The sequence below is a fragment of the Pseudomonas sp. NY11955 genome (assembly GCF_048068035.1).
Classification (GTDB): Bacteria; Pseudomonadota; Gammaproteobacteria; order Pseudomonadales; family Pseudomonadaceae; genus Aquipseudomonas.
Genome location: NZ_JBLUPS010000004.1, coordinates 265,410 through 289,638, shown reverse-complemented (window position 1 = coordinate 289,638; position 24,229 = coordinate 265,410). Strand labels below are relative to the sequence as shown.

18 protein-coding genes are annotated in these 24,229 nt (G+C 63.5%); 9 read left to right on the top strand and 9 right to left on the bottom strand.

Going from position 1 to position 24,229, the window contains the following annotated elements; genetic code table 11:
• Positions 1 to 57: 57 nt before the first annotated feature.
• The 3 genes from ACNFBR_RS09930 to ACNFBR_RS09920 all read right to left on the bottom strand — a co-directional run bounded on the left by ACNFBR_RS09930 (position 58) and on the right by ACNFBR_RS09920 (position 4,033).
• A complete protein-coding gene (locus ACNFBR_RS09930) occupies positions 58 to 2,448 on the bottom strand; it encodes a TonB-dependent siderophore receptor (RefSeq protein WP_416734761.1) in 2,391 nt (796 codons plus the stop codon).
• A gap of 98 nt (positions 2,449 to 2,546) precedes the next feature.
• Complete coding sequence (locus ACNFBR_RS09925) at positions 2,547 to 3,518, bottom strand: FecR family protein (protein ID WP_416734760.1); 972 nt, start codon at positions 3,516 to 3,518, stop codon at positions 2,547 to 2,549.
• Entirely contained in the window at positions 3,515 to 4,033 is a 519-nt protein-coding gene (locus ACNFBR_RS09920; RefSeq protein WP_416734759.1) for a sigma-70 family RNA polymerase sigma factor, read from the bottom strand. Before ACNFBR_RS09920 ends, ACNFBR_RS09925 begins: the two co-directional genes overlap by 4 nt.
• A 171-nt stretch (positions 4,034 to 4,204) precedes the next feature.
• Between ACNFBR_RS09920 and ACNFBR_RS09915 the strand changes: the two genes are divergently transcribed.
• The 5 genes from ACNFBR_RS09915 (at position 4,205) to ACNFBR_RS09895 (ending at position 10,738) form a co-directional block, all read left to right on the top strand.
• Positions 4,205 to 4,714 carry a sigma-70 family RNA polymerase sigma factor gene (locus ACNFBR_RS09915; protein WP_416734758.1) on the top strand — a complete coding sequence of 170 codons (510 nt, stop codon included), beginning with the start codon at positions 4,205 to 4,207 and terminating at the stop codon, positions 4,712 to 4,714.
• 2 nt (positions 4,715 to 4,716) lie between these two features.
• Positions 4,717 to 5,664, top strand: coding sequence for a FecR domain-containing protein (locus ACNFBR_RS09910; protein WP_416734757.1), 948 nt, complete (start codon positions 4,717 to 4,719; stop codon positions 5,662 to 5,664).
• Positions 5,665 to 5,778: 114 nt separating this feature from the next.
• Positions 5,779 to 8,265 (top strand): TonB-dependent siderophore receptor, encoded by a 2,487-nt coding sequence (locus ACNFBR_RS09905; protein ID WP_416734756.1) that lies wholly within the window; start codon positions 5,779 to 5,781, stop codon positions 8,263 to 8,265.
• Positions 8,266 to 8,322: 57 nt separating this feature from the next.
• Positions 8,323 to 8,808, top strand: a complete 486-nt coding sequence (locus tag ACNFBR_RS09900; protein ID WP_416734755.1) for an isochorismatase family protein — start codon at positions 8,323 to 8,325, stop codon at positions 8,806 to 8,808.
• Between the two features lie 79 nt (positions 8,809 to 8,887).
• Positions 8,888 to 10,738, top strand: coding sequence for a DUF3857 domain-containing transglutaminase family protein (locus ACNFBR_RS09895; RefSeq protein WP_416734754.1), 1,851 nt, complete (start codon positions 8,888 to 8,890; stop codon positions 10,736 to 10,738).
• An 80-nt stretch (positions 10,739 to 10,818) separates the two neighbouring features.
• Here ACNFBR_RS09895 and ACNFBR_RS09890 read toward each other — a convergent pair whose 3' ends face one another.
• From ACNFBR_RS09890 to ACNFBR_RS09865, 6 genes are all read right to left on the bottom strand, one after another.
• Positions 10,819 to 13,269, bottom strand: a complete 2,451-nt coding sequence (locus ACNFBR_RS09890; RefSeq protein ID WP_416734753.1) for a TonB-dependent siderophore receptor — start codon at positions 13,267 to 13,269, stop codon at positions 10,819 to 10,821.
• A gap of 84 nt (positions 13,270 to 13,353) precedes the next feature.
• Entirely contained in the window at positions 13,354 to 14,301 is a 948-nt protein-coding gene (locus ACNFBR_RS09885; RefSeq protein WP_416734752.1) for a DUF4880 domain-containing protein, read from the bottom strand.
• Between the two features lie 2 nt (positions 14,302 to 14,303).
• Positions 14,304 to 14,834: a sigma-70 family RNA polymerase sigma factor gene (locus ACNFBR_RS09880; protein ID WP_416734751.1), complete on the bottom strand. Its 531-nt coding sequence runs from the start codon at positions 14,832 to 14,834 to the stop codon at positions 14,304 to 14,306.
• A gap of 97 nt (positions 14,835 to 14,931) precedes the next feature.
• On the bottom strand, positions 14,932 to 17,703 hold the full coding sequence (locus ACNFBR_RS09875) for an amino acid adenylation domain-containing protein (protein ID WP_416734750.1): 2,772 nt from the start codon (positions 17,701 to 17,703) through the stop codon (positions 14,932 to 14,934).
• Between the two features lie 225 nt (positions 17,704 to 17,928).
• The gene (gene catA / locus ACNFBR_RS09870) at positions 17,929 to 18,828 is read right to left on the bottom strand and encodes a catechol 1,2-dioxygenase (RefSeq protein ID WP_416734749.1); all 900 of its coding nucleotides are present in this window, start codon (positions 18,826 to 18,828) and stop codon (positions 17,929 to 17,931) included.
• Positions 18,829 to 18,996: 168 nt separating this feature from the next.
• Entirely contained in the window at positions 18,997 to 20,685 is a 1,689-nt protein-coding gene (locus ACNFBR_RS09865) for a sigma 54-interacting transcriptional regulator (RefSeq protein ID WP_416734748.1), read from the bottom strand.
• 375 nt (positions 20,686 to 21,060) lie between these two features.
• Between ACNFBR_RS09865 and ACNFBR_RS09860 the strand changes: the two genes are divergently transcribed.
• The 4 genes from ACNFBR_RS09860 to ACNFBR_RS09845 are packed head-to-tail and all read left to right on the top strand — an operon-like array spanning position 21,061 to position 24,182.
• Positions 21,061 to 21,318 carry a phenol hydroxylase subunit gene (locus ACNFBR_RS09860; protein WP_416734747.1) on the top strand — a complete coding sequence of 86 codons (258 nt, stop codon included), beginning with the start codon at positions 21,061 to 21,063 and terminating at the stop codon, positions 21,316 to 21,318.
• A gap of 55 nt (positions 21,319 to 21,373) precedes the next feature.
• Entirely contained in the window at positions 21,374 to 22,369 is a 996-nt protein-coding gene (locus tag ACNFBR_RS09855; protein WP_416734746.1) for an aromatic/alkene monooxygenase hydroxylase subunit beta, read from the top strand.
• Positions 22,366 to 22,635 carry an MmoB/DmpM family protein gene (locus ACNFBR_RS09850; RefSeq protein ID WP_416734745.1) on the top strand — a complete coding sequence of 90 codons (270 nt, stop codon included), beginning with the start codon at positions 22,366 to 22,368 and terminating at the stop codon, positions 22,633 to 22,635. The genes ACNFBR_RS09855 and ACNFBR_RS09850 overlap by 4 nt, the downstream gene beginning before the upstream one ends.
• 32 nt (positions 22,636 to 22,667) lie before the next feature.
• Entirely contained in the window at positions 22,668 to 24,182 is a 1,515-nt protein-coding gene (locus ACNFBR_RS09845; protein ID WP_416734744.1) for an aromatic/alkene/methane monooxygenase hydroxylase/oxygenase subunit alpha, read from the top strand.
• Positions 24,183 to 24,229: the final 47 nt, after the last annotated feature.

Here is a 24,229-nt window from a genome sequence, read left to right as displayed (position 1 = left end):
CTGCTGCGCAGCCCATCGCGGGCAAGCCCGCTCCTACAGGTTTAGCGGCACACCCTGCTACCAGCGATAGGTCAGGTCGGCGGTTACGGTGCGCCCCGTTCCCAGCAGGCAGGCCACAGTGGCGAAGCAGCCGGCCACGTAGTACTTGTCGGTCAGGTTCTTCACGTTGAGCTGGGCCGACAAGCCCTGCAGGCCGTTGCTGGCCTTGCCGAAGTCATAAGACAGCATGGCGTCGACCAAGGTGTAGCCGGGCACTTCGAAGCTGTTCTGCGCATCGCCATAGGTGGCGCCGGTGTAGCGCACGCCCAGGCCGCCGCCAAGCCCGGCCAATGGCCCGCCCTGTAGGGTGTAGTCGACCCACAGCGAGGCCAGATGACGCGGGACCCGCACCGGTGCATTGCCCTTGTTGCTGACACCCAGCGCATTCGGGTTGTCCTTGGTGACCTCGACATCGTTGTAGGTGTACGCGGTGATCAGGTTCAGCCCCGGCAGCGGCTTGGCCACGCCTTCCAGCTCGACCCCGCGCGAGGTCACCTCACCCTGCTGTACGCTGAAGCCCGGGTGCTCGACATCGGTCGTGGCCACGTTCTGCCGGCGCAGGTCGAAGGCTGCCACGGTGATGTAGTTTTCGCTGCCTGGCGGTTGGTACTTGATGCCCACTTCATACTGCTTGGCGGTTTCCGGTTCGAACGGGGAGCCGTCGAAGCTGTTGCCGCTGGCCAGCTTGAACGACTCGCTGTAGCTCACGTAGGGGAACAGGCCCATGTCGAAGCTGTAGCCGAACGATGCGCGGGCGGTGGTGGCCTCGTCGGTGATCACCTGGTGGCTGCCATTGATGCGGTTGGTGCTGTCCTGGCGCGCCCAGTCGTGACGCACGCCCAGCGTGGCGACCCAATTGTCGAGGTGCAACTGGTCCTGCAGGTACAGCCCGAGCTGACGATCGTCGCGGGCAGTGGACAGCAGCGAGGTGTAGCGCGAAGTGTCGATCGTTACACCGCGTACCGGGTTGTAGATATTGATCGATGGCGCGTCACCGTGCTGCACGTCCTGGCTGCGGTGGCCGCGCAGGTAGTCGGCGCCCAGCAACAGGTCATGGCGCAATGGGCCGGTGTTGAAATTGGCCAGCAGCTGGTTGTCCAGGGTGTAGTTATCGCTGTTGTAATCGCGCAGCTCGTAGTAGCGGGCCAGGGTGTTGCCATTGATCACGCCACTGTTGCGAAACAGCTGGTCCTGGTAGCCGTGCAGGTGGCTGTAGCGGAAGTTCTGGCGCAAGCTCAAGGTGTCGTTGATGCGATGGCTCAGCTCATAGCCCAGGTTGTTCATCTCCGATTGTTCACGGTCGAAGCCCGGCTCGTTGAGCGAACGGTGGCGGGGCACGCGGCCGTTGGGGTTGGAGCCGTCGAACAGTGAATAGGCCATGTTCGAGGTGAACAGGTTGGTGTTCTTCTGGTACGACGCCAGCAGGGTCAGGCTGGTGTCTTCGTTCGGTGCCCAGGTCAGGCTGGGCGCGACGTATTGGCGGTCGTCCTTGATACCGTCGATCTCGTTGTCGGCATCACGGCCGAGCATCACCAGGCGGTAGGCCAGGGTGCCCTGGCTGTCGAGCAGGTCGCCGACATCCAGGCTCAGTTGCTGGCGGTCGTGATTGCCGAGCGACAGGCCGACTTCATGGTGGGCGGCAAACAGGGGCTTTTTCGAGACCAGGTTGATCATGCCGCCAGGCTCGCCTTGGCCGTAGATGACTGACGCCGGCCCTTTGAGAACCTCGATGCGCTCCAGGCCAAACGGCTCCGGGGCGTAGTAACCGATGTTGTTGTTGCGCAGGCCGTCGGTGTAGGCATCGCTGTTGATCTGCTGGAAACCACGCACCATCAAGGTGTTGTCGGTAGGGTTGTTGCCGGCCACGTTGGCGTGCACGCCAGCCGTGTAGCTCAAGGCTTCGGTGACGGTTTGCGCACCTTGGGCCTTGATCCGGTCGCGGGTCACCACCGACACCGAGGCGGGGGTTTCCAGCAGGGCGCTGTCGGTCTTGCTGGCGCTGCTGGCGCGGGTGGCCAGGTAGCCATCCACGGCGCCGTAGGCACTGTCGCGCTGGGCGTCGACGCTGGTGGGTGCCAGTTGCAGGCCTGCGCCTTGTGCCGCAGGTTGCAGGCGATACTGGCGTTCGCCGCTGGGCACGGCGACCAGGCCACTGCCCAGCAACATGCGCTCCAGCGCCTGTTCGGGGGTGAAGTCGCCTTGCAGCGGGGCACTGGCCTTGCCTTGGCTGAGCACGCCGTCGCCGACGATGTAGATACCGGCCGCACTGGCCAGGCGGTTGAGCTGCTGGGCCAGTGGGCCGGCAGGCAGGTCGTAGCGGCGTGGGCCGTCGTCGGCCAGCACCGGGGTGGCCGCCAGCAACGGCAGGGCCAGCAGCAGAGGGCGCAGGGTAAGCGGGAGCAGGGGCATGGGTGTTCCTTGTGGGGGCAGATGAAGCGGGGTGTTCATCTGCTAATCCGAACGAGCGGGGTAAAACCGGAACACCTCTGCGCAAAAAAACGGTGGGCTCAGCGCGGCTCGATGCTGTACCACCAGGGCAGGGTCTTGCGTACTTTGATCGGCAGGGCGCTTTCGAGCATGGCCAGGGTGCGCTCCGGGTCATTGGCCGGGAAGTTGCCCATCACCCGCAGCGCCTGAACTTGTGGGTCAACCCCTAGATGACCGGGCAGGTAGGCACGCAGTTGTTCGCTGAATTCGCCCAGGCTGATGTCGCTGGCCAACAGCCGGCCATCGCGCCAGGCCTGGCGCGATTCGTCCACCGCACGCGGCGGTTGTGCGCCATGGCGGTCGAAGTCCGCTTGCCATCCCGCAGCCACCACCAGGCTGCCTGTGCCATCTGCGGGTAGAAGGCGCACGGCGCCGTCGAACACGCTCAGGCGCGCGGCCTGGTCGCGCTGCCATACGCTGAAGCGGGTGCCCAACGCTTGCAGGCGGCCGTGACGGGTGTCGATCACGAAGGGCCGGCTGTCGTGGGCGGTTTCTACCAGCACTTCACCGGCCAGCAACTCCAGGCGGCGCAGGTTGGCGCGGTAGTCGATGTTCAACGCGGTGGCACTGTTCAGCCACAGCTGGCCGCCATCCGGCAGGCGCAGGCTGCGCACTTCGCCGGTGGCGGTGCGCTGGTCGGCACTGAGTGCCAGCAGTTGTTGCCTGGCGGCAGGTAGGCGCCAGCCGGCCAAGGCCAACAGGCTGGTGCCGCACAGCAAACCGAGCAGGCCAACCGCGCGACGCCGATCGAGGTCAGTACGGCGCACGCTGCCCAGTGCCTGCAGCGAAGCGTCGGCCTGCAGTTTCAGCGGCGAGAAACGCTGACTGATGCGTTGCACATGGTCCCATGCCACCTGGTTTGCGTGTGCCGTCCCGAGCCATTCATGCCAGCGCAACTGCAATTGCAGGTCTTGCGGGGCGGCAAGCAATTGCGCATACCAGTTGGCGGCTGCCTGCAAGGTGGCGTGGTCGGGGCGCTCGCTGGCGTTCATGGCAGGTCTAGCTCCAGCAGCAGGCATTGGTACATCGCCTGGGCCATGTACTTGGTCACGCTGCGTTCGGAAACCTGCAGCTGGCGGGCAATGTCCCGGTAGCCCAGGCCTTGTACATGGGCCAGCAGAAAGGCCTGGCAGACCTTGTCGGGCAGCCGTGCGAGCATTCGCTGCACCTGCTCCAGTGCCTCGAACACCAGTGCACGCTCCTCTTCGCTGGGTGCCAACGGTTCAGGCAGCGCGGCCAAGGCCTCCAGCCACGCCTGCTGCAGGTGCTGACGGCGCCAGAAATCGATGCACAGGTGGCGGGTGACGGTGCTCAGGTAGGCGCGCGCGTGCTGCTCGGTCTGGAACTGCTGCGGCTTGCTCAGCAGGCGCACGAACACGTCGTGGGCCAGGTCGGCAGCATCGCTGGCATTGCCCAGGCGCTTGTACAGCCAACCGCGAATCCAGCCGTGGTGGGCGCTGTAGTAGGTGTGGACTTGCTGGCTGAAGGTGGGGTCGGGGCGCGACATCAGGGCATCCTTTCGCTGTGCGACAAGGTCTCATATGAGAATATTTCGCAATGGTAGGCCAGGGCTGATGAACACGGCAACACTATCTGATGGCGAGATACGATTGCGGAGTCCGACAAGACTCGGGTTAAATGAGAGTCATTATTAATGACGCCCTTATCGGTTCACCCCATGCCCTGCGCTGACCCTTCCCTGCAAAAAGCCGTGCACACACTATACGAGGATCACCACTCCTGGCTGTGCGGCTGGTTGCGCGGCAAGCTCGGCTGTGTAGAGCATGCCGCCGACCTGGCCCAGGACACCTTCATCCGCGTGCTGACCCTGCGCAAGGCAGCTGAGTTGCGGCAGCCACGGGCCTACTTGAGCAGTGTGGCTCGCAGCTTGATGATCGATATGTTCCGGCGGCGAGCCCTGGAGCAGGCCTACCTGGAAACCCTCGCGGCACGGCCCGAGCTGGTAGAGGTTTCGCCTGAGGCGCGCCTGCTGATCATCGAGACCTTGATGGAGATCGATCGCCTGCTCGATGGCCTGGGCGCACGCACCCGCGAGATCTTCCTGATGGCCCAGCTCGATGGCTTGAGTTATGTGCAAATCGCGCAGCGCCTGGATGTTTCACTGACCACCGTCAAGAAGCATGCCGTGCGGGCACTTACCCACTGCCTGATGCTGGCTGAGGTGTAGCGGTGGCGGGAGTTGAGCCATTGGACCGCAGCACGTTGGAGGCTGCCGCACGCTGGTATGTCGAACTGCGCTGCGAGGCAGATGAGAGCACGCGAGCGGCGCATCAGCGCTGGTTGCTGAGTGACCCGAGGCACCTGCAGGCCTGGGAGCGGCTGACACGTTTGCAAGGCAAGCTGGCGCAGGTTGCGCCGGGTATCGCACGGCCGACCTTGAGCAGTGCCAGGGCCAAGCGACGTGAGGTGCTCAAGGTGCTGTCGGTGCTGTTGGTGGCGGGCGCGGCAGGGGGCGTGGTGTGGCGTGATGGCGGCGTTGCACGGCTGATGGCTGATGTGCGCACGGGCGTTGGCGAGCAGCGCTCGTTGCGCCTGGACGATGGCAGCCAACTGCAACTGAACACCGACACAGCGGTGGATGTTCGTTACGGCGCCCAGTGGCGCGCACTCGAGTTGTTGCGGGGGGAGATTCTGGTGCAGACAGCATCGGATGCAATGTCCCGCCCGTTCATCGTCCATACCGGGCAGGGCAGTGTCCGCGCGCTGGGCACGCGCTTCATCGTGCGTTGTGACAACGACCTTACGCGGGTTTGCGTGCTGCAACAGGCGGTGCAAGTGCGCAGCGCACATGCCGTGGCCGCTGTGCGGGTCGAAGCCGGGCAACAGCTGGCGTTCAGCGCCGGGAAGGCGGGCGACGTGACACCGCTGGCGGCGATGGCAGACGCATGGACGCGCGCGATGCTGATCGTGGATGACTGGCGCCTCGCCGATGTCGTGGGCGAGCTGCAGCGGTATCGGCCTGGGTACTTGGGCTGTGATGAAGCCGTCAGTGAATTACGGCTGTCCGGGGCGTTTCATTTGAGCGACATCGATATTGTCCTGGAAAACCTCACCACCACGTTACCTGTGCGTATTCGTCGCTTCAGCCGTTACTGGACGCGTGTCGAGGCGGTCTGAGGTTTGTCCGTACTTTTTTGCCAGTAGGGTTATCGATTTTCGTTCTCGTTCGACTTGTAGGTAGACGCGCACCAAGCGCACTGAAAAAACTGCCGCAGGGCGAAAGGAAACCGCATGCTCGCTGTCAACGATTACAACCGTACTCTCCCCATCAACTCGACCAGAGCCAACCTGGCGCGAGCCGTGCATCGCGCGCTGTTCAGCGTGGCGTTGGCAACACCGCTGGCAACGGTGATGGTCCTCCAACCTGCCGTTGCCCAGAGCCAGTCCGAAGCGCTTTTCGACATACCCGCTGGCGCACTTGGCACGGCACTTACGCAGTTTGCTTCGACGGCCGGTGTGACGGTGTCGTTCGAGCCGTCATCGGTACAGGGGCTGCAGTCGCCCGGGCTGCATGGCCGCTACAGCGCCGACGCCGGCCTGCGCCAGGTGCTGGCTGGCAGCCGCTTGCAGGTGCTGAAGCAGGGCAGTGGCAGTTACTCGCTGCTGCCAATGGTGGGTGATGATTCCACCTTGCAGCTCGATACCACCAGCGTAACCGGCGCGGCCGTGGAATCCGCCTATGGCCCGGTAAGCGGCTATGTCGCCAGCCGCAGCGCGACCGGCACCAAGACCGACACGCCGATTCTGGAAATCCCCCAGGCCATCAACGTGGTCACCGCCGATCAGGTGCAGGCCCAGGGGGCGCGCAACCTGACCCAGGCGCTGCGCTACACCCCGGGCCTGGCCACCGGTGGCTTTACCGACCGCAACAGCATTGCCGATGAAATCACCAGCCGCGGCTTTGCCCCGACCCCGTTGTACCTGGACGGCGCCTACCTGCCTTACGCCGGCAGCCTGGGCGGCGCGCCGCAGATCGACCCCTACACGCTGGAGCGTATCGAGGTGCTCAAAGGCCCATCCTCGGTGCTGTACGGGCAAAACCAGCCAGGCGGGCTGATCAACATGGTTTCCAAGCGCCCGACCCGCGAGCAACGTAGCCAGGTAAAGCTGGGCGCCGGTAGCTACAACCGGGTCAACGGTGCCTTCGATACCAGCGGCCCGCTGGATGAGCAGAAGGTCTTCACCTATCGCCTGGTCGGTGTTGCCGACAAAGGCAACGAGATGGTCGCCCATGCCCACAGCGAACGCTTGTTGCTGGCACCCAGCCTGACCTGGGCGCCGAATGAAGACACCTCGCTGACGTTGCTCGCTCAGGTTCAACGTGACGATGGCTTGCCCGACTACCAGACGCTACCGATGATCGGTTCGCTCAAGCGCGGCCCGACAGGCCAGCATATCGACCGGGACTTTTTCTCGGGCGACTCGCATTACAACGATTACAAACGCAACCAGTACATCTTCGGCTATGACTTCAACCACCGCTTCAGTGACGAGCTGGTATTTCGCTCTACCGCGCGTTACACCGACGTCCGTGACCGCTACAAAGGCTTCTACCTGCGCAGTTTCGTGACAGAGGGCGATGGGGTGGACTACACCCGCGCCAACCGGGTGAAGCTCGACTGGCGCCAGCACAATATTTCATACACCGTCGATAACAACCTGGAATACACGTTCAATACAGGGGCCTTGCAGCACACCGCGCTGGCAGGCGTGGACTACCGTCACTTCACGCGCAAGTACGATGGCTATAACGCCTACAACGTGCTGCCCGTCGATCTCTATGGCAAGAACAACTTCGACACCAGCAGCATCACCCCGGTGCTGGATACCCGCTGGGACAATACCGTGCGCCAGACCGGGGTTTACCTGCAGGACCAGATCAAGCTGGACAACTGGATCCTGACCGTAGGCGGGCGCCAGGACTGGGCCGAAATCGACAACAAGGACTTGTTGGCGCACAGCATCGCTTCCCAGCGTGACAGCAAGTTCACCGGGCGCATCGGCCTCACCTATGTCACCGAGTTTGGCCTGGCGCCCTATGTCAGCTATTCCCAGTCGTTCTTGCCAACCTTGGGCACGGCAGCCCCCGAGCGTGGCGGCAAGGCGTTCGAGCCCACCGAAGGCGAGCAGTACGAAGTGGGGCTGAAGTATCAGCCATTCGAGGGCACCTTGTTCACGGCTTCGGTGTTTCAGGTGAAGCAGAAAAACGTGCTGACCGGCGACACCGAGTACCCGCAGTACGAGTCGCAAAATGGCGAGGTGCGTTCGCGTGGGGTGGAGCTGGAACTCAAATCCAGCATCGAGAACGTCGATGTACTGGCAGCTGCCACCTACATCGACTCGTTCTATACCAAGAGCACCTATGGCGACCAGGGCAACCGCAACGAGTCGCAGGCCCCGGTGTCTGCCTCGCTGTGGGTGGACTACCACTTCACCCAGGCCATGCTCGATGGCCTGACCTTTGGCGCCGGCGCCCGTTACACCGGCCGCAAGCCGGGCAACTCGGCCAACACCTTCGATGTACCGGCCTATGCCGTGTACGACGCTACCGTCAGCTACGACCTGGCCAAGCTCGATCCCAGCCTTCGTGGTCTGCAAGCCAGCCTGAATGTGCAGAACATCTTCGACCGCGAGTACGTATCGGACTGCAACTACGCGTTTGGCTGCTATTACGGGCAGGAGCGGGTAGCGTCGCTGGAGATGACCTACGACTGGTGATCAAGCCCAGGCGCCACGCGTTATACTCCGGCCATTTTGCAGATGGCCGGAGTAGCTATGCGCCAGGTTTTGCTCATCGTCGATGTCCAATCCACCTTCAGCCCGCCCGAGTGGCTGGTCGATGGTTTGCGGCGGTTGTCGGCGAACATCCCCACCATTGCCTCGGTCGAGTTGCATGATGAACAAGTCACGCCGTTCGAGCGCCAGCTCGGCTGGCACCCGGCCGCCGAGGACGAAAGCCTGGTCGAGGCCGACCAGGTGTTCGTCAAGCATGGCTACGGGCAAAGTGCCGAGGCCATCGAATACATCCGCCAACTGGGCGTGGAACGGGTGCTGGTGTGTGGGCTGCAGACCGAAACCTGCGTGCTGGCCGCAGGCTTCGCCCTGTTCGATGCGGGGCTGATGCCTACGCTGGTGACAGACATGACGGTAGGCTCTTCGCTGGACCGCTCGGGCAAGCTGGGTATCGACCTGTGGAAGCACCACTTCCGTCAGGTCACCACCGCGTCCGAAGTGCTGGCTGAACTGGCCGCGCAAGGGTAGAGCATGTAATCACTTTGCTATCACGCGGTGACAATGCGTATCATTGTCGATTGTAATCCGCTGATCGAGAAGGATCTCCATGCTGAAATTGCTTCGCCTGGCAGCTGTTCTGCTGCCTGTAACCATGGCCTGGTGCGGCCATGCCCACGCCTTCACCGACGGCACCGACCATTCCGTTACCCTGGAAAAGATCGCGCAGACGTTCGTGGTGCAGAAAGACGGCAGCTTCCGTCTGGATGTCGACAGCGTCATGCTGATCAACGAAGAGCGCGCCATCAAGACCAATGCCCAGCACCCGTTGAGCTACAACCGTTCGCTGGAGACGCTGGAGGTGGTCGAGGCCTACACGCAAAAGCCTGACGGGCGCAAAGTGCAAGTGGATGCCGCGCACATCAAGGAGCAGCAGGAGCAGGCGTCTGCCCAGGCGCCGATGTTCCAGGACTCGGTCAACAAAGTGGTCATCTTCCCCGAGGTTGCGGTGGGTGACCGGCTGGTGCTGCGTTACCAACGTAACCGCACGACGCCACTGTTCCCCGGGCAGTTCGAAGACATCACCGTGCCGCAGTTCTACCCGGTCGGGCAGTTCTCCCTGACCTACGAGCTGCCCCAGGGCATGCCCCTGCAGGCCGATGCCCGTGGCTTCAAGGCGTCGCCGCCTGCCACGGATGATGGCCGTACGGTGTATCGCTGGGACTATGTACCGGCGGCGCGGGCACGGATCGAGACGGGCGCGGTGTCGTACCTGGATTACGGTCACTACCTGGCAGTGTCGACGTTCTCCGGGTTCAAGGACTTCGCCCAGGCCTACCAGGCCAGGGCCACGGTCGAGGTCACGCCGCAGATCAGCGAACTGGCGAAGCGCCTGACCGCCGGTTTGCCCACTGCCCGGGAAAAGGCCCTGACCCTCAGTGACTGGGTGCGCCAGAACATCCGCTATGTGGCGGTGTATGTCGGTGCTGGCGGGGTGGTGCCGCATGCCGCGCAAACCGTGCTGGACAACCGCTACGGCGACTGCAAGGACCATGTTGCGTTGCTGGAGGCGCTGTTGAGCGCGGCAGGCATCAAGAGCACGCCAGCGCTGGTGAACCAGGGCAACGCCTATGTGTTCCCCAAAGTGCCGACCTTGGGTGTACTGAACCATGTGATCACCTATGTGCCGAGCCTGGACTTGTACCAGGACTCGACCGACCCGTCGATTGCGGCGGGTTACCTGCCGTTGACCGTGCTGAACAAGCGCGTGCTGCTGACGGCCACCGGCGAGTTCGGCAAGACGCCAGCCATTCAACTGAACCAGGTTTCCAGTGATTTGCTGTTCAAGGTCAAGGCCGATGGCGCCGCCGACTTCACCAATGTCTCCACCGTGAAGGGTTGGGCCAGCGAGATGAGCCGCTTTGGTTTGCAGCTGATGAAGCCGGCGGACCGCGACATGCTGGTGGAAAAAGTGCTGGCCGCCTACGGGCAGCGCGGCAGTGGTTCGTTCAAGGTCGCGCCGCCCGCTGCCAATGGCGATTTCGTCAGCACCGTGGATGGGCGCACGGAAAACCTGGTCAACCTGCCAGGGCCAGTGGGCGTGGCGACCCTGACCAGCTTGGCGGGCGGTATCTCGCAGAATGTGTATAGCTTCACCCTGGAAAAGGACCGCAGCCAGAGCTTCGTGTGCATTTCCAACGACACGGTGGAAACGTCGCGCTTCGAGTTCCCGGCCCAGGTCAACGTGCTGGCGATTCCCAAGCCGGTGAAGGTGCACGATGGCAATGTCGACTACAGCGCGCGTTATACCCAGGACGGCAATGCGGTGGTGGTGGAACGGCATTTCAAGTTCAGCCGAGCGGATGTGGTTTGCACACCAGAAGACTTCACGGCCATGAAACCGGCGTTGGAGGCGATGATTCGCGACCTGCAGAGCCAGATCATCGTGCAGGCAGGGTAGGTTTTGCTCCCATGGCTCCCTGTGGGAGCTGGCTTGCCGGCGAAGGGCTGCGCAGCAGCCCCCGAACTTGATCCTGTGTTCTAGAAATCCCAGCGGGTGGTGACCATCAGGTTGCGTGGTTCGCCATAGTAGGTGGTATCGAAGTTACCCAGCCCGGTCAGGTAGACCTTGTCGAACACGTTGTTGGCGTTGACCGTGAAGCTCAAGTGCTCGCTGTACTGGTAGCGGGCCATCAGGTCGACCAGGGTGTAGCCGCCTTGCTTGATGCGCGTGTAGTCATTGGCGACCGGGCTGTAGATGTTGCCGTAGAAGCCGCTTTGCCAGCGCAGCCCGCCGCCCACGGTGACCGGGTCGAGTACGCCTGGCAGGCGGTAGGTATTGAACAGTCGCACCACGTGTTCAGGTTTGGTGGTTGCCAACGGGAAACCGAAAATCCGCTGGTCGTCGGCATCGCGGGTACGGGCATAGGTATAGCCGGCGGTGACGTTCCAGCCGGGTGCCAGCTCGCCGGCCAGTTCCAGTTCGACACCTTTGGTGGTGGCGCCGTCGATGGCTTTATAGATGCCTTCGTTGGTGACCGGGTTGGTGCCGACGTTGGAGGCGACGTTGTCCTGCTCGATACGGAAGAATGCCAGGGTGCCGTTCAGTCGGCCATCGAACCAGGCGGCCTTGAAGCCTGCTTCATAGCCATCGCCTTCCACCGGTGCCAGGGTCGCGCCATTGATGTCCTTGTACACTTGCGGTTGGTAGATCGAGGTGTAGCTGGCATAGGCCGAGTAGGTGTCGTCCAGGTCGTAGACCACGCCGGCGTAGGGAGTGACCACGCCGTGCTCCTTGTAGCTGGCGTGGGTGTCGCTCAGCGAAGCGGTTGGGTAGTAGTCCTCATCATCGTTGTACTTGAAGGTGCTGACGCGGGTGCCGAGGATGAGCGAAAGCTTGTCGGTCGGCCGCAGGCGGGTGGCCACGTAGGCGCCGTTCTGGCTTTGCGTGGTGGTGTAGTCGCCGTTTTTCGGGAAGTTCTGCTCGGGCAGTTTGCCGTTCCAGTCGAAGATGGAGCCGGGCACCATCTCGAACGCGCTGCCGTCGTAGGTATCACCGGTCTGCCGCGAATGCGAGGTCATGAAGCCTGCCACCAGGTCATGCTCGCGGCCAAACAGGCTGAACGGCCCAGATACATTCAGGTCTGCGGTGTTTTGTACGCGGTGGCCTTCCCAGCGCCCCCAGTATAGGAACATCCCTTCGCCAGTAACCGGGTCCGGGTTGCCGCCGCTGGCAGACGCCAGGCGCGTGTCGTGATCGCTGATCATGTGGTTGAGGCTGAGCTTGACCTTCCAGTCGTTGGCCAGGGCCTGCTCCAGTGAGGTGAAGTAGGTGGTGGACTGGAAGTCGCGGCGGCTCCAGTCGGCTGCCGGGTTGTACGCGCGCGAAAAGTCGGTGCGGCTGCCGTCGGAAAAGTAGGTCGGGTTACCGGTCCAGGACGACCCGCGCGGTGTCGTGGCCTGGTTGTCGATGCCGAAGGTCAGCAGCGTGTCGGGTGTCAGGTCGGCTTCGACAATGCCGTAGTAGACGTCCTTTTTCTGCTTGTAGTGATCCAGGTACGACTTGCGGTCCTGATAGGCACCCACCAGGCGACCGCGCACGCTACCGCTGTCGTTGAGCGAACCGGAGATGTCACCCTCGGTGCGGTAATTGTCCCAGGAGCCGGCGCTGGCGGTGATCGAAGCCTTGAAGTCGTGAGTGGGCTTCTTGCGCACCAGGTTGACCGTAGCCGATGGGTCACCGGAGCCGGTCATCAGGCCGGTCGCGCCCTTGATGACTTCGATACGGTCGTAGGCGGCCATGTCGACATGGGTCACGCCCTCGTCGTAGACCCCGTCATAGATGGTGTTGATGCCATCGTACTGGTAGTTGGTGATGGCAAACCCGCGTGCGGAATACTCCATGCGCTCGCTGTCATAAGCCTGGACTGAAACGCCGGGCGTGTTGCGCAATACATCGCCGATGTCTTGCGAACCATGGTCGTCGATCACCTGGCGGGTTATCACGCTGACCGACTGCGGTGTCTCACGCAGGGTCAGTGGCAACTTGGTTGCAGTGCTCGAACCGCCCGTGGTGTAGGCGCCGGTGCCCTCTGTCACCATGCCCAGCCCCAATGCGTCGATACGGCTTGGGGCCAACTCCAGCGCATCATCCTGGCCGCTGGCCTGCAGCAGCGAATAGCGCCCGTCACTTTCCCGTATGGCTTGCAACCCGGTACCGGCAAGCAGCACCTGCAGGGCCTGCTCGACCTCATAGCGCCCATCGAGTGCCGGCGAGCGTTTACCGCGCGTCAACTGGGTGTCGAACGACAGCACGATGCCGGACGCCGCGGCGAACTGAGTCAGGCTTTCGCCCAGGTCACCTTGCGGCAGGTGGTAATCATGGGCTTGGCTGGCGCAGGCGGCGCCAGGCCCACCGAGCAGGGCGGCCAGCATCAGGCAGGTGCGCAGGCCTGGCGCAGTGAAAGGCCTGGGGTTGGAGCGGCGGGTCATGTTCGCGTTTCTCTTGTAGGTAAGCGTCGGGTTACCTATGAGTCGGATAAGCCGCAGCAAAGTGATCAGGCAGGGCGCAATTATTTACGCCGCCGTGATCGTGACCCAGTAGCGTGTGCGCGCCTGCACCTGCACTGGCAGGGACGTGGTCAGTGCCCGCAGAATCTGGTCGGTGTCGTTCAGCTTGTAGGTGCCGCTGATGCGTAGGCCTGCCACCGACGGCGCGCAGCGCAGCCAGCCCGGCCGGTAGCGTGAAAGGTTACTGATGAACGTGTCCAGGCGCTGATCGTTGGCAATCAGCAAACCCCGGCCCCAGGCATCGGCTGTCGGCGCGACAGCCTCCACCGAGGAGAAGCCCTGTTCGTTGAACTGGCAGCGCTGGCCGCTCGCTACCTGAAGGGTTTGGCCCGAAGCCAGCCTCACCTGTGCCTGCTGGCCAAATACCTCAAGGCTGCTGCTGTCGTCGAACAGGCGCACGGCAAAGTGGCTTTCGCCGGCCTCGATGGTGCCGTTACGGGTGACGACTGCGCAGGCCTGGCGGGCCGGCACGGTCACCATCAATTCACCTTGGCGCAGGCGTAGCCACGGCGCTGTGCGTACGTCACCCATATCCACTGCCGAGGCGGTGTTGAGTACCAGCGCAATGCCATTGTCCAGCATCAGCGAACGCTGTTCGCCCACACCGGTACGCACGTCTGCCAGCCATGGCGACTGCTTCACTTCCCGGTAGCCACCCAGGCCCAGAGCGCCGCCGCCCAGAAGCACCAGGCCGGCCTTGACCACCCGCCGACGGCTGGCGTGTCGGCCATGCGCCGCCAGCGCCAGCACGCGTGTCGAAGCCGGGTTTTCAGTCGCCGCCATGCGCGTTTGCAGTTGCTCGGCCTGCTGCCAGGCCCAGGCATTGACGGGCGTCGCATTCAGCCACAGTTGCCAGGCCGAGTAGTCACTGGCCTGCACGTCGCCGCTGTTGAGCTGGCTGAACCAGTGCGCGGCCTGGCGTAACGAAGCCCGTTGCTCGGCATTCAGGTTCATGCTCACAGGCCATGGCCAAGGCTGTAGATCATGCAGTGCTCCGCCGCTTTGGCAACGTAACGGCGCACGCTGACTTCGGAAATGCCCAGCTGGGCGGCGATTTGCTTGTAGGGCATGCCATCGACCTGCGAAAGCAGGAATGCCTCACGCACCTTGGGTCCGAGCGAGGCCAGCATGGCGTCGAGTTCGAACAAGGTTTGCAGCAGGGCCAGGCGTTGTTCGGGGGAGATGTCCAGTGCTTCGGGTTGCTCGGCGAGCACCTGCAGCCAGGCCCGTTCCAGGTGCACACGGCGCAGGTGGTCGATCATCAGGCGGCGTGCGATGGTTGCCAGGTAGCCTTTGGGTTCGCGTACCGCTTCGAGTTTTATGGCGGCGTCGGCGGCAGACATGACGCGCACGAACACATCCTGGACAAGGTCCGCGGCCAGGTGGCTGCAGTTGACTCGCGGTTTGAGCCAGTTATGCAGCCATTTGCTCTGGGCCCGGTATAGCTGGCTGACTTGAGAAGTGAACGCTACGTCCGGGGTGCTCATCCATGCCGCCTGAAAATGCTTGCAAATGTTAATGGTTCGCATTTTAGGCAGAGTGTTTCAGGCTTTGCAATCACTGCTCCTGTGTCGGCAAGCCTGCTCAGGCAGAGGTGGCGCGCTCGGCAGAGTCTGCTCCGCGTGCCTGTTTTTGCTTGTTGGCGCGGGTAAACAACAGGCGCAACAGGGTGTTCCAGCAATAGGCCACCATTACCCCGCCTGCGAGCGCCAGGGTCACCTCGAACAGCGGGTGCCTGGACACATGGTCTGCCACCGACTGGAACTGGAAATGTGTCAGGTAGATAAACAAGGTTGACGAAGCGATCACCGCACCTGCCCGTGCAACCAGGGCGGGGACTGGCACCGAGCGGAACCAGATCAGCGCCAGCATCGCCGGCAGGGCGATGTCGACATAGCGCGTGAACGCCTGCCAGCCAACACCGGCCACCGCCATCAGGTCCAGTTCGCCGACCACCAGCACCGCCACCGCGCTGGCCACCCACTTGCGTGCGGTGGTGTCGGCGTGGTGCACGGCCATGCCCAGCACCATCACCGCCAGGAAGTGCTGCGGTACCCGGTGGAGCAGGGCACTGGCGTCGAAGACGAACTGGTTGATGAGCACGTCCAGCGCCACCAGTGCACAGGCAGCGACGATCAGGCAGCGGAACGGGTCGGCAACGACAACTTGGCGCACGCGCCTGATCGACAGCACCAGGCCAATGATCACGATCATCTGCACCAGTACTTCGATGTACCAGTAGTTGAACAGGCTGACTTCGCTGGCCGGGAACCAGTTGGATACCAGCAGCAGCGATTGCCAGTGCAGCCGGTCGAATACCAGCTGGATCAGCGCGGTGTACAGCAACGTCGGCACCACGATGGCTGCCAGTGACTTGAACAACGTGCGCGCATCGCCACGTTCCTCGATGGCCTTGAGCTGGAAGCGCGCCAGGCTGATGCCGGAGACCAGGAACAGTACCGAGGTTTCGCCGACGATCAGCCAGTGGTCGAACTCGCTGAGGTGGCCGACCACGATCAGGATGATGGCGAGCATCCGCACGAAGACTGGCATTTCCATTACCCGCCACACACCCTTTGGCGGCGCACTCAGTTCGGCGAGCTGGCACACCGGCAGGGTTTCCCAGCGCTCCGGCAGGTGGCCTATGAGTTCCTCCAGTACCCGCGAGGCTTGCACGAACGACAGCGAGTCGCCGCCCAGCTCGACAAAGCTCAACCTGGCGTCCAGGCGCGGCACCTGGAGGATGCGTGCCCAGGCCGTGCTGAGCTTTTCGGCCAGCGGGGACAGCGCTTGGTCGGCACCGTCGTCGAAGGGGGCGGGTAGGGCGCGTTTGTCGACCTTGCCGTTGGGCGTGAGCGGCAAGGCATCCAGGAACACGAACAGCGCCGGCACCATGTAGTCCGGCAACTGGCCGGCGAGCGCCTGGCGCAGTTCGTCGGCCCGGGTGGCCTGCGGTGCGACGCAATAGGCAATCAACCGGGTCGACGCACCGTCCTGGTGGGCCACCACCACGCATTGCCCAATGCGTGGGTGACGGGTGATGGCGTTCTCGATTTCCGCCAGCTCGATACGATGGCCACGGATTTTCACCTGGCTGTCGCCACGCCCCAGAAAACTGGCGCTGCCGTCGGCCAGGTAGGTGCCCAGGTCACCGGTGCGATAGCAGCGGTCGCTTGCGCGGCCGGTGAAGGGGTTGGCGATGAACTTGGCCTCGGTCAGCGCCGGGTCGTTCCAGTAGCCCAGCGACAGGTAGGGGCTGCATATCAGAATTTCGCCGGTTTCACCTTCGCTGACCAGTTGGTTGTCTGGGTTGACCACCAGCAATTGCGCATCGGCAATGCCCTTGCCCAATGGCACCCGGGCGTTGAGCGCATCCGGGTCGAGGGTATGAAAGGCCATGGCTTGCGGGGTTTCGGTGGTGCCGTAAAAGTTCACTTGGACGGCATTCGGCGCGATGGCGCGGATCTGCTGGTACAGCGCCAGGCTGAGCGCATCGCCGCCCCAGAACAGGTAGCGCAGTGGGTCGAGCACCTGGCCATTCATGTGCGCACCGGTTTCGATCAGCTTGCCCAGTGGCGGGGTGAGGTGGATCACGCTCACGCCGTGTTGGTGAAGCCAGCTGGCCAGCTGTGACGGGTCGGTCAGGGTCGACTGGGCCGGGCAGGCGATGGTCGCGCCGAGTGACAGTGGCGTGAACACGTCGCGGTACACCGGGTCGTGGCCCAGCCCGGAAAGCAGCGAGAAGGTATCGGCCTGGGTGAAGCCGTGCTGGCGCACATGCCAGTCGATGAAGTGCACCAGTGGCGCGTGGTGGGTGACGATGCCCTTGGGCTCGCCGGTACTGCCCGAGGTAAAGGTGATGTAAGCCGGTTGTTCGGGGTTGACAGCGGGCAGCGCGATGGCTTGCTGAGGGAAGGCTCGCAGTGCTTCGGCCGGGGCTTCGGGCACGTTGATGACGATGAGCTGGTCGGCGTCGACGGCTGCCTCGCCACAGCGCAGGACCACGGCAGGCGTCAGGGTGCTGATGATTTGCTTGATGCGCGCGGCGGGGTAGGCCGCGTCGGCCACGGTGAAGGCCAGGCCGGCGCGCAGACAGCCGAGCATGGCGTACACCAGGGCGGGGCCTCGGTTGGCGACGATGACCACGCGATCGGAGGCGCTGGCAGCGTTTGCTACCAGAAATGCGGCAATGCCCTGGCTGATCCGCTGCAGTTGGGTGTAGCTGCAGGTGGTGTGCGGGGCGACGATGGCGGTGGCATCCGGGCAGCGGCTGGCCTGCTCGAGGAAAGCGTGGTGAATCGACTGCTCGGCACGGTAGTCCAGGCACAGCGTCGGGTTCGGGCGCAGGTCCGGCATGATGGGTGAAGGCTCCGCATGAACGTTGGGGCTGGCTGGTAGCACAACGCTAGTGCAGGCTGGCCGATGGCGCCAATGATTGGTGTTGCCTGGCGATAGCCGGGGGTGAGCGTGCCTGTAGGAGCAGCCTTGTGCTGCGAAGAGGCCGGTAGGGCTAAAGATCATCTTCGGCTGCAATGGCCTCTTCGCAGCACAAGGCTGCTCCTACAGATACCGCGTAGGCCTTTAGCCTGCTTGCAAAGCCCGAGGCCGCTGGCTGCGCTGCTCGTCATCGGCGCAGGCCGCCGGCTGCAGGCAAAAATCGAACAGCACCCGCGCCACCCCGTCCTCAAGCTGCTCGACCTCGCCCACCAACCCATCGCGGGTCGCATGGGCGAAGTCATCCCACAGGTATTCATCCCCCGCCAGGTTGATTTGCGTGGTCAGGTGCCGATACCCCGGTGCGCTAATGAAAAAGTGGATATGCGCGGGTCGCTGGCCATGGCGGCCCAACTGGTCCAGGCAGGCCTGGGTCGGCCCGTCGGCCGGGCAGCCATAACCGCTGGGCACGATGCTGCGGGCGCGATAGCGGCCCTGGGCATCCGTGCGAATACGCCGGCGCAGGTTGTACTCGGACTGGCTGGCGTCGAAGTAGGAATACAGCCCTTGGGTATTGGCGTGCCACACGTCGACGATGGCCCCGGCCAGCGGGTTGCCGTGCACGTCCAGTACCTGGCCTTCGAGCAGCATTGGCTGGCCTGGGTCGCGGCCATCGTCCAGCCGTGCTTCGCCTTCGCACAGCGGCGCGCCCGCCACGTACAACGGGCCTTCGATGGTGCGCGGTGTACCGCCGGCATGGCCGGCCTGGCTGTCGCGGGCATCGCTGAGCAGGTCGAGGAAGTGCTCCAGGCCAAGCCCCGCCATCAGCAGGCCAGCTTCGTTGCGGCCACCCAGGCGATTGAGGTAGTCGACCGCCTGCCAGAACTCGTCGTCGCTGATCGCCAGGTCTTCGATCAGCCTGGCGCTGTCCTGCAGAATGCGCAGCACGACCTGCTTCAGGCGTGGGTTGCCCTGGTCGTTGTCAGCGCCTGCCGCCTTGGCGAAAAAGGCCTGCACGTCGGGGGAATGGGATATCGCTACTGTCATGGTTGCCTCACCGGTCGTTGTTGTTATTGCGGTGCAAAGGCTTGAGCAAATGCAATGCCAGGTTGGTAACACGCTGATATCAGACAGTTTTGTCGTTTAGGCAGGGGCTGAAGGCTGGCGCGGGCTCGATCATTTGATCAACCCACGCCAGCGCCATTGCGCAAATGCTCAAGGCTTGTCGGGGGCTTTCTTCAGCCGGTAGGCAAGGGCAGGGCGGGTCACGCCGAGCAAGCGCGCCGCTTCAGAAACGTTCTGCCCGCAGCGCTGCATGGCTTCCTGCATCAGCGCTTCCTCGACGGTATCCAGGCCAGTGCCGCTGTCGAGAATCTGCGCCACCCAACTGGGCGCGGCCTGCTCACTGGCCGCTACCAGCCGGCCATCGCTGCCCAGGCCGATGCTGTCGACAGCCGGCGGGGCATGCGGGAACAGCGCATCCAGGCCGATGCTCTGGTTCTCGTCGGTGATGATCACGCCGCGCTCCATCAGGTTTTCCAGCTCGCGGATGTTGCCAGGCCAGTCGTACTGCAGGCACACCTGCAGCGCTCGGTCGCTGAGGCCGCGGGTTTTCTTGCCATAGCTTTGGTGCAGGCGGCCGAGAAAGTGTTCGATCAGCAGCGGGATGTCTTCGCGGCGCTCACGCAGCGCCGGGATGTGCACCGGGAACACGTTCAGCCGGTAGAACAGGTCGGCACGGAAACGCCCGTCCTTGACTGCTTGTTCGAGGTTTTCGTGAGTGGCCGCGATCACCCGCACGTCCACCGGCCGCGTACGGCTGTCACCGACACGCTCCAGCTCGCCCTCCTGCAGCACGCGTAGCAGGCTGGCCTGGGCGCGTGGGGTGAGCTCGACGATTTCGTCCAGGAACAGCGTGCCGCCGTTGGCCCGCTCGAAGCGGCCCATGCGTGCCTGCTGGGCGCCGGTGTAGGCGCCTTTCTCGACGCCGAACAGCTCGGCCTCGATCAGGTCTGGCGGGATGGTCGCGCAGTTCAGCGCGACGAACGCCGCGCCGGCACGCTCGCTGCGCAGGTGCAGGCTGCGGGCGATCACTTCCTTGCCAACCCCGGTTTCCCCCAGCAGCAAGACCGACGCCTTGCCGGGTGCGACCTTGTCGGTGAGTGCGCAGCAGCGCCGGTACACCGCCGACTGGCCAATGCCGTAGAACTGCCCCGACTCGTATTGCAGGCGCTGGCGCAGGTTGGCCACTTGCACCTGCAGCGATTGCAGCTCGTCGATCACCGGGTCGCTCTGGAAGTAGCGCAAGAAGGTTTCGGCATCGTCCCATTGCTCCACCGGCTTGCCGATGATGCGGCATTCGCTGCCACCGCAACCGCGGCAGCTGACCTCCTTGTACAGCACCTGGCGGCCAAGGAAGAACGAGCTGTAGCTGATGGCATAGCCCAGCAACATCCAGCACACCGGCTGTTCGGAATGCAGGCCTTCTGACTGGCAGTTCTCCACCTCGAAGGAATCCTGCCACTCGATGTCGGCGTAGAAGTGGCCGTTGTCCAGGTCGATTTCCAGTTGCTGTGGACGCACCTTGACCATGCCTTTGAGCGAGTGCAGCTGCGGGCCGATGAAGAACATTTCCACCGGGTTGCCGTTGGGCCGCAGCTTGCGGGCCAGCTCGGCGTCCTTCAGGCCTGACTGGTAGCCCAGGCGCAGGAAGAAGCCCTTGGCCCGTTCCACACCGAGCATTTCGATCAGTTCGCGGCGCATGCTGGCCATGGTCGCGGCTTGCACCAGCAGCATGCGCTGCTCGTCCAACCAGATCTTGCCTTCGGTGCCTTCGAACCGTACCCGTTCGGTCAGGTCTTTCAGCGCCGGTGCAGGTTCAGGCGCCCTGTACTGGGTAATCATTCGCTTGCGCCCCTTGCTTGTAGTTGTATGGGGAATTGGCGTGCACCCGCTCAGGCAAGGCGGGTTTATCGGTCACGCTGAAACGACCACGGTGTTGCAGGCAAGGCCCGGGTCGCTCTCTTTTCTAAACCGCCTGAAAGCCGTGCAAAAGTCAATCGCTGGCCGCATTTGCCATTTGCTCCATCCGCCTTGGGCCGATTGAGCAAATGATCAAATGGGCAGGCTTCTGCGCACGCGCCGGCGCATCTAATGGCAGCGGACATGGAAATTAGAATCCATATAAAACAATGGCTTGAATGAAAGCATCGTTGATTTTCAAGCGCCTGGCACAGCCGTTGCTCTAGCCCTTGGCACGTCCAGCCGGAGCACCAGCGCATGACCTCAGCCACCCCTTCTTTCGAACAGATGCCGCGCTATGTCCGCGTTCGCAGCGAGCCGGACGCGGCCTTCGTCGAGTTCGACTTTGCCATCGGTTACCCGGACCTGTTCGTCGAACTGGTCCTGCCGCGCACGGCCTTCGCCAGCTTCTGCGCCAGCAACCGGGTGTGCCACATGGATGCCGCCATGGCCGCTGCCGTCGATGCCGACATGCAGAAGTGGCGCTATGGCGAAAGCCGCGACGCAGACGAGTGAAGCGCCGCCTGCCGGCGCATCGCATCCCCACAACAACAAGTACAGGACGCCTTGCATGAGTATCGAGATCAAGACGGCCACGGTCGAGCCGATCCGCCAGACCTTCAGCCACATCCGCCGCCGTTTCGGTGACAAGCCGGCCAGCCGCTACCAGGAAGCCAGCTTCGACATCGAAGCCGCCAGCAACTTCCACTACCGCCCGCTGTGGCAGCCCGACAAGCTGCTCAACGACCCCAGCCGCACTGCCGTGCGGATGGCCGACTGGTACGCCGTCAGCGACCCGCGCCAGTACTACTACGGCACCTACGTGCAGGCCCGGGCGCGCATGCAGGAAAACGCCGAGCACAGCTTTGCCTTTTGCGAAAAGCGCGAGCTGCTGGCCAGCCTGCCGAGCGAAACCCGTGCCCTGGTCGCGCGCCTGTTGCTGCCGCTGCGCCATGCCGAGCTGGGCGCCAACATGAACAACAGCGGCATCGCCGCCGACGCGTTCGGCACCAGCGTCACCCAGATGCACATGTTCCACGCCATGGACCGCCTGGCCATTGCCCAGTACCTGTCACGCATCGGTCTGCTGCTGGAGGACGACGGCCTGGCGCTGCTGGCCGACGCCAAGCAGCGCTGGTTGGACGAGCCAGCCTGGCAAGGGCTGCGCCGCTATGTCGAGGACAGCCTGGTGCTACGCGACTGGTTCGAGCTGAGCCTGGCGCAAAACCTGGTCAGCGACGGCTTGCTGTACCCGCTGCTGTTCGAGCACTTCGACGCGCAACTGGTGGCCGCCGGGGCAGGGCAGCTGGGCATGCTCACCGAGTTCATGCGCCTGTGGTTCGCCGAGAGCCAGCGCTGGGTCGATGCCCTGGTCAAGACCGTGGTTGCCGAAAGCCCGCACAACCGCCAACTGATCGACGGTTGGGTCAGCCAATGGCGCGACCGAGCCGTACACGCGCTGCTGCCGCTGGCCGAGGCCGGGCCCGGCCGCGACGCGCTGGATGCCTGTGACAGCGCCTTTGGCGCACGCCTGAAAAAACTCGGCCTCAGTGGAGATGCCGCATGAATTCCCTCGTCTACATCGCCTTCCAGGACAACGACAGCGCCCGCTACATCGTCGAGGCCATCACCCAGGACAACCCGCATGCCCAGGTGCAGCACCAGCCGGCCATGATTCGCGTGCAGGCCGAAGGACGCCTGGAAATCCACCGCGCCACGGTGGAAGAAAAGCTCGGCCGTGAATGGGACGTGCAGGAAATGCTGATCGACGTGATCACCCTCGGCGGCAACGTCGAGGAAGACGAAGACTGCTTCGCCCTGCACTGGAACTGATCCGCACAACGACAAGAACAAGGGAGGCCACCATGGCCGCTAAGCGCCTCAACCAGAAAGACAAGTACCGCTGCCTGACCCGTGACCTGGGCTGGGAACCGAGCTATCAGCGCAAGGAGGACATCTACCCCTACGAGCGGTTCGAAGGCATCAAGATCACCGACTGGGACAAGTGGGAAGACCCATTCCGCCTGACCATGGACGCCTACTGGAAATACCAGGCCGAGAAAGAGAAGAAGCTGTACGCCATTTTCGATGCCTTCGCCCAGAACAACGGCCACCAGAACATCTCCGACGCCCGTTACGTCAACGCCCTGAAGCTGTTCCTGAGTGGCGTAACGCCCCTGGAGTACCAGGCCTATCAGGGCTTTGCCCGGGTCGGCCGGCACTTTGGCGGCGCCGGCGCGCGGGTGGCCTGCCAGATGCAGGCCATCGACGAGCTGCGCCACGTGCAGACCCAAGTGCACGCCATGAGCCACTACAACAAGCACTTCAACGGCCTGCACGACTTCGCCCACATGCACGACCGGGTGTGGTTCCTGTCGGTGCCCAAGTCGTTCTTCGAGGATGCGCGCACGGCGGGCCCGTTCGAGTTCCTGACTGCCATTTCGTTCTCGTTCGAGTACGTGCTGACCAACCTGCTGTTCGTGCCGTTCATGTCGGGTGCGGCGTTCAACGGCGACATGGCCACGGTCACCTTCGGTTTCTCGGCGCAGTCCGACGAGGCTCGGCACATGACCCTGGGCCTGGAGGTGATCAAGTTCCTGCTGGAGCAGCACGAGGACAACGTGCCCATCGTGCAGCGCTGGATCGACAAGTGGTTCTGGCGCGGCTACCGGCTGCTGACCCTGGTCGGCATGATGATGGACTACATGCTGCCAAATAAAGTGATGTCCTGGGCCGAAGCCTGGGAGGTGTACTTCGAGCAGGCCGGCGGCGCGCTGTTCAAGGACCTGGAACGCTATGGCATTCGCCCGCCGAAGTACGTCGAGCAGACCACCATCGGCAAGGAGCACATCAGCCATCAGGCCTGGTCGATCTTCTACCAGTACAGCCAGGCCACCAACTTCCACACCTGGGTCCCCACCGACGAGGAACTGGACTGGCTGTCGGCCAAGTACCCGGACACCTTCGACCGCTACTACCGGCCGCGCTACGAGCATTGGCGCGAGTTGCAGGCGCGCGGTGAGCGCTTCTACAACCCGACGCTGCCGATGCTGTGCCAGATCTGCCAGATCCCGCTGGCCTTCACCGAACCGGATGCGCCGACGCAACTGAGCCACCGTAGCCTGGTGCATGAGGGTGAGCGCTACCACTTCTGCTCCGATGGCTGCTGCGACATCTTCGCCTTCGAGCCGGACAAGTACGTGCAGGCCTGGCTGCCGGTGCACCAGATCCTGCAGGGCAACTGCGGCGGCGGCGATGTCGAGTCGGTGGTGCGCGACTACTACAACATCGCCCCCGGCCAGGACAACTTCGAGTACCAGGGCTCGCCCGAGCAGCAGCGCTGGCAGGCGCTGCAGGGTGCCGAACGCAAGGTTGTCTGAAGTGCCGATCCGCCGGGGCGCCGTTGCTGCGCCCCGGCCCTGACAAG

What these genes read in the sequence shown, in the direction of transcription:
- catA (WP_416734749.1), bottom strand. Translation starts at nt 18,828, where the DNA reads ATGACAGTAGCGATATCCCATTCCCCCGACGTGCAGGCCTTTTTCGCC.
- ACNFBR_RS09915 (WP_416734758.1), top strand. Translation starts at nt 4,205, where the DNA reads ATGCCCTGCGCTGACCCTTCCCTGCAAAAAGCCGTGCACACACTATAC.
- ACNFBR_RS09860 (WP_416734747.1), top strand. Translation starts at nt 21,061, where the DNA reads ATGACCTCAGCCACCCCTTCTTTCGAACAGATGCCGCGCTATGTCCGC.
- ACNFBR_RS09895 (WP_416734754.1), top strand. Translation starts at nt 8,888, where the DNA reads ATGCTGAAATTGCTTCGCCTGGCAGCTGTTCTGCTGCCTGTAACCATG.
- ACNFBR_RS09855 (WP_416734746.1), top strand. Translation starts at nt 21,374, where the DNA reads ATGAGTATCGAGATCAAGACGGCCACGGTCGAGCCGATCCGCCAGACC.
- ACNFBR_RS09930 (WP_416734761.1), bottom strand. Translation starts at nt 2,448, where the DNA reads ATGCCCCTGCTCCCGCTTACCCTGCGCCCTCTGCTGCTGGCCCTGCCG.
- ACNFBR_RS09875 (WP_416734750.1), bottom strand. Translation starts at nt 17,703, where the DNA reads ATGCCGGACCTGCGCCCGAACCCGACGCTGTGCCTGGACTACCGTGCC.
- ACNFBR_RS09920 (WP_416734759.1), bottom strand. Translation starts at nt 4,033, where the DNA reads ATGTCGCGCCCCGACCCCACCTTCAGCCAGCAAGTCCACACCTACTAC.
- ACNFBR_RS09900 (WP_416734755.1), top strand. Translation starts at nt 8,323, where the DNA reads ATGCGCCAGGTTTTGCTCATCGTCGATGTCCAATCCACCTTCAGCCCG.
- ACNFBR_RS09850 (WP_416734745.1), top strand. Translation starts at nt 22,366, where the DNA reads ATGAATTCCCTCGTCTACATCGCCTTCCAGGACAACGACAGCGCCCGC.
- ACNFBR_RS09925 (WP_416734760.1), bottom strand. Translation starts at nt 3,518, where the DNA reads ATGAACGCCAGCGAGCGCCCCGACCACGCCACCTTGCAGGCAGCCGCC.
- ACNFBR_RS09905 (WP_416734756.1), top strand. Translation starts at nt 5,779, where the DNA reads ATGCTCGCTGTCAACGATTACAACCGTACTCTCCCCATCAACTCGACC.
- ACNFBR_RS09890 (WP_416734753.1), bottom strand. Translation starts at nt 13,269, where the DNA reads ATGACCCGCCGCTCCAACCCCAGGCCTTTCACTGCGCCAGGCCTGCGC.
- ACNFBR_RS09845 (WP_416734744.1), top strand. Translation starts at nt 22,668, where the DNA reads ATGGCCGCTAAGCGCCTCAACCAGAAAGACAAGTACCGCTGCCTGACC.
- ACNFBR_RS09880 (WP_416734751.1), bottom strand. Translation starts at nt 14,834, where the DNA reads ATGAGCACCCCGGACGTAGCGTTCACTTCTCAAGTCAGCCAGCTATAC.
- ACNFBR_RS09865 (WP_416734748.1), bottom strand. Translation starts at nt 20,685, where the DNA reads ATGATTACCCAGTACAGGGCGCCTGAACCTGCACCGGCGCTGAAAGAC.
- ACNFBR_RS09885 (WP_416734752.1), bottom strand. Translation starts at nt 14,301, where the DNA reads ATGAACCTGAATGCCGAGCAACGGGCTTCGTTACGCCAGGCCGCGCAC.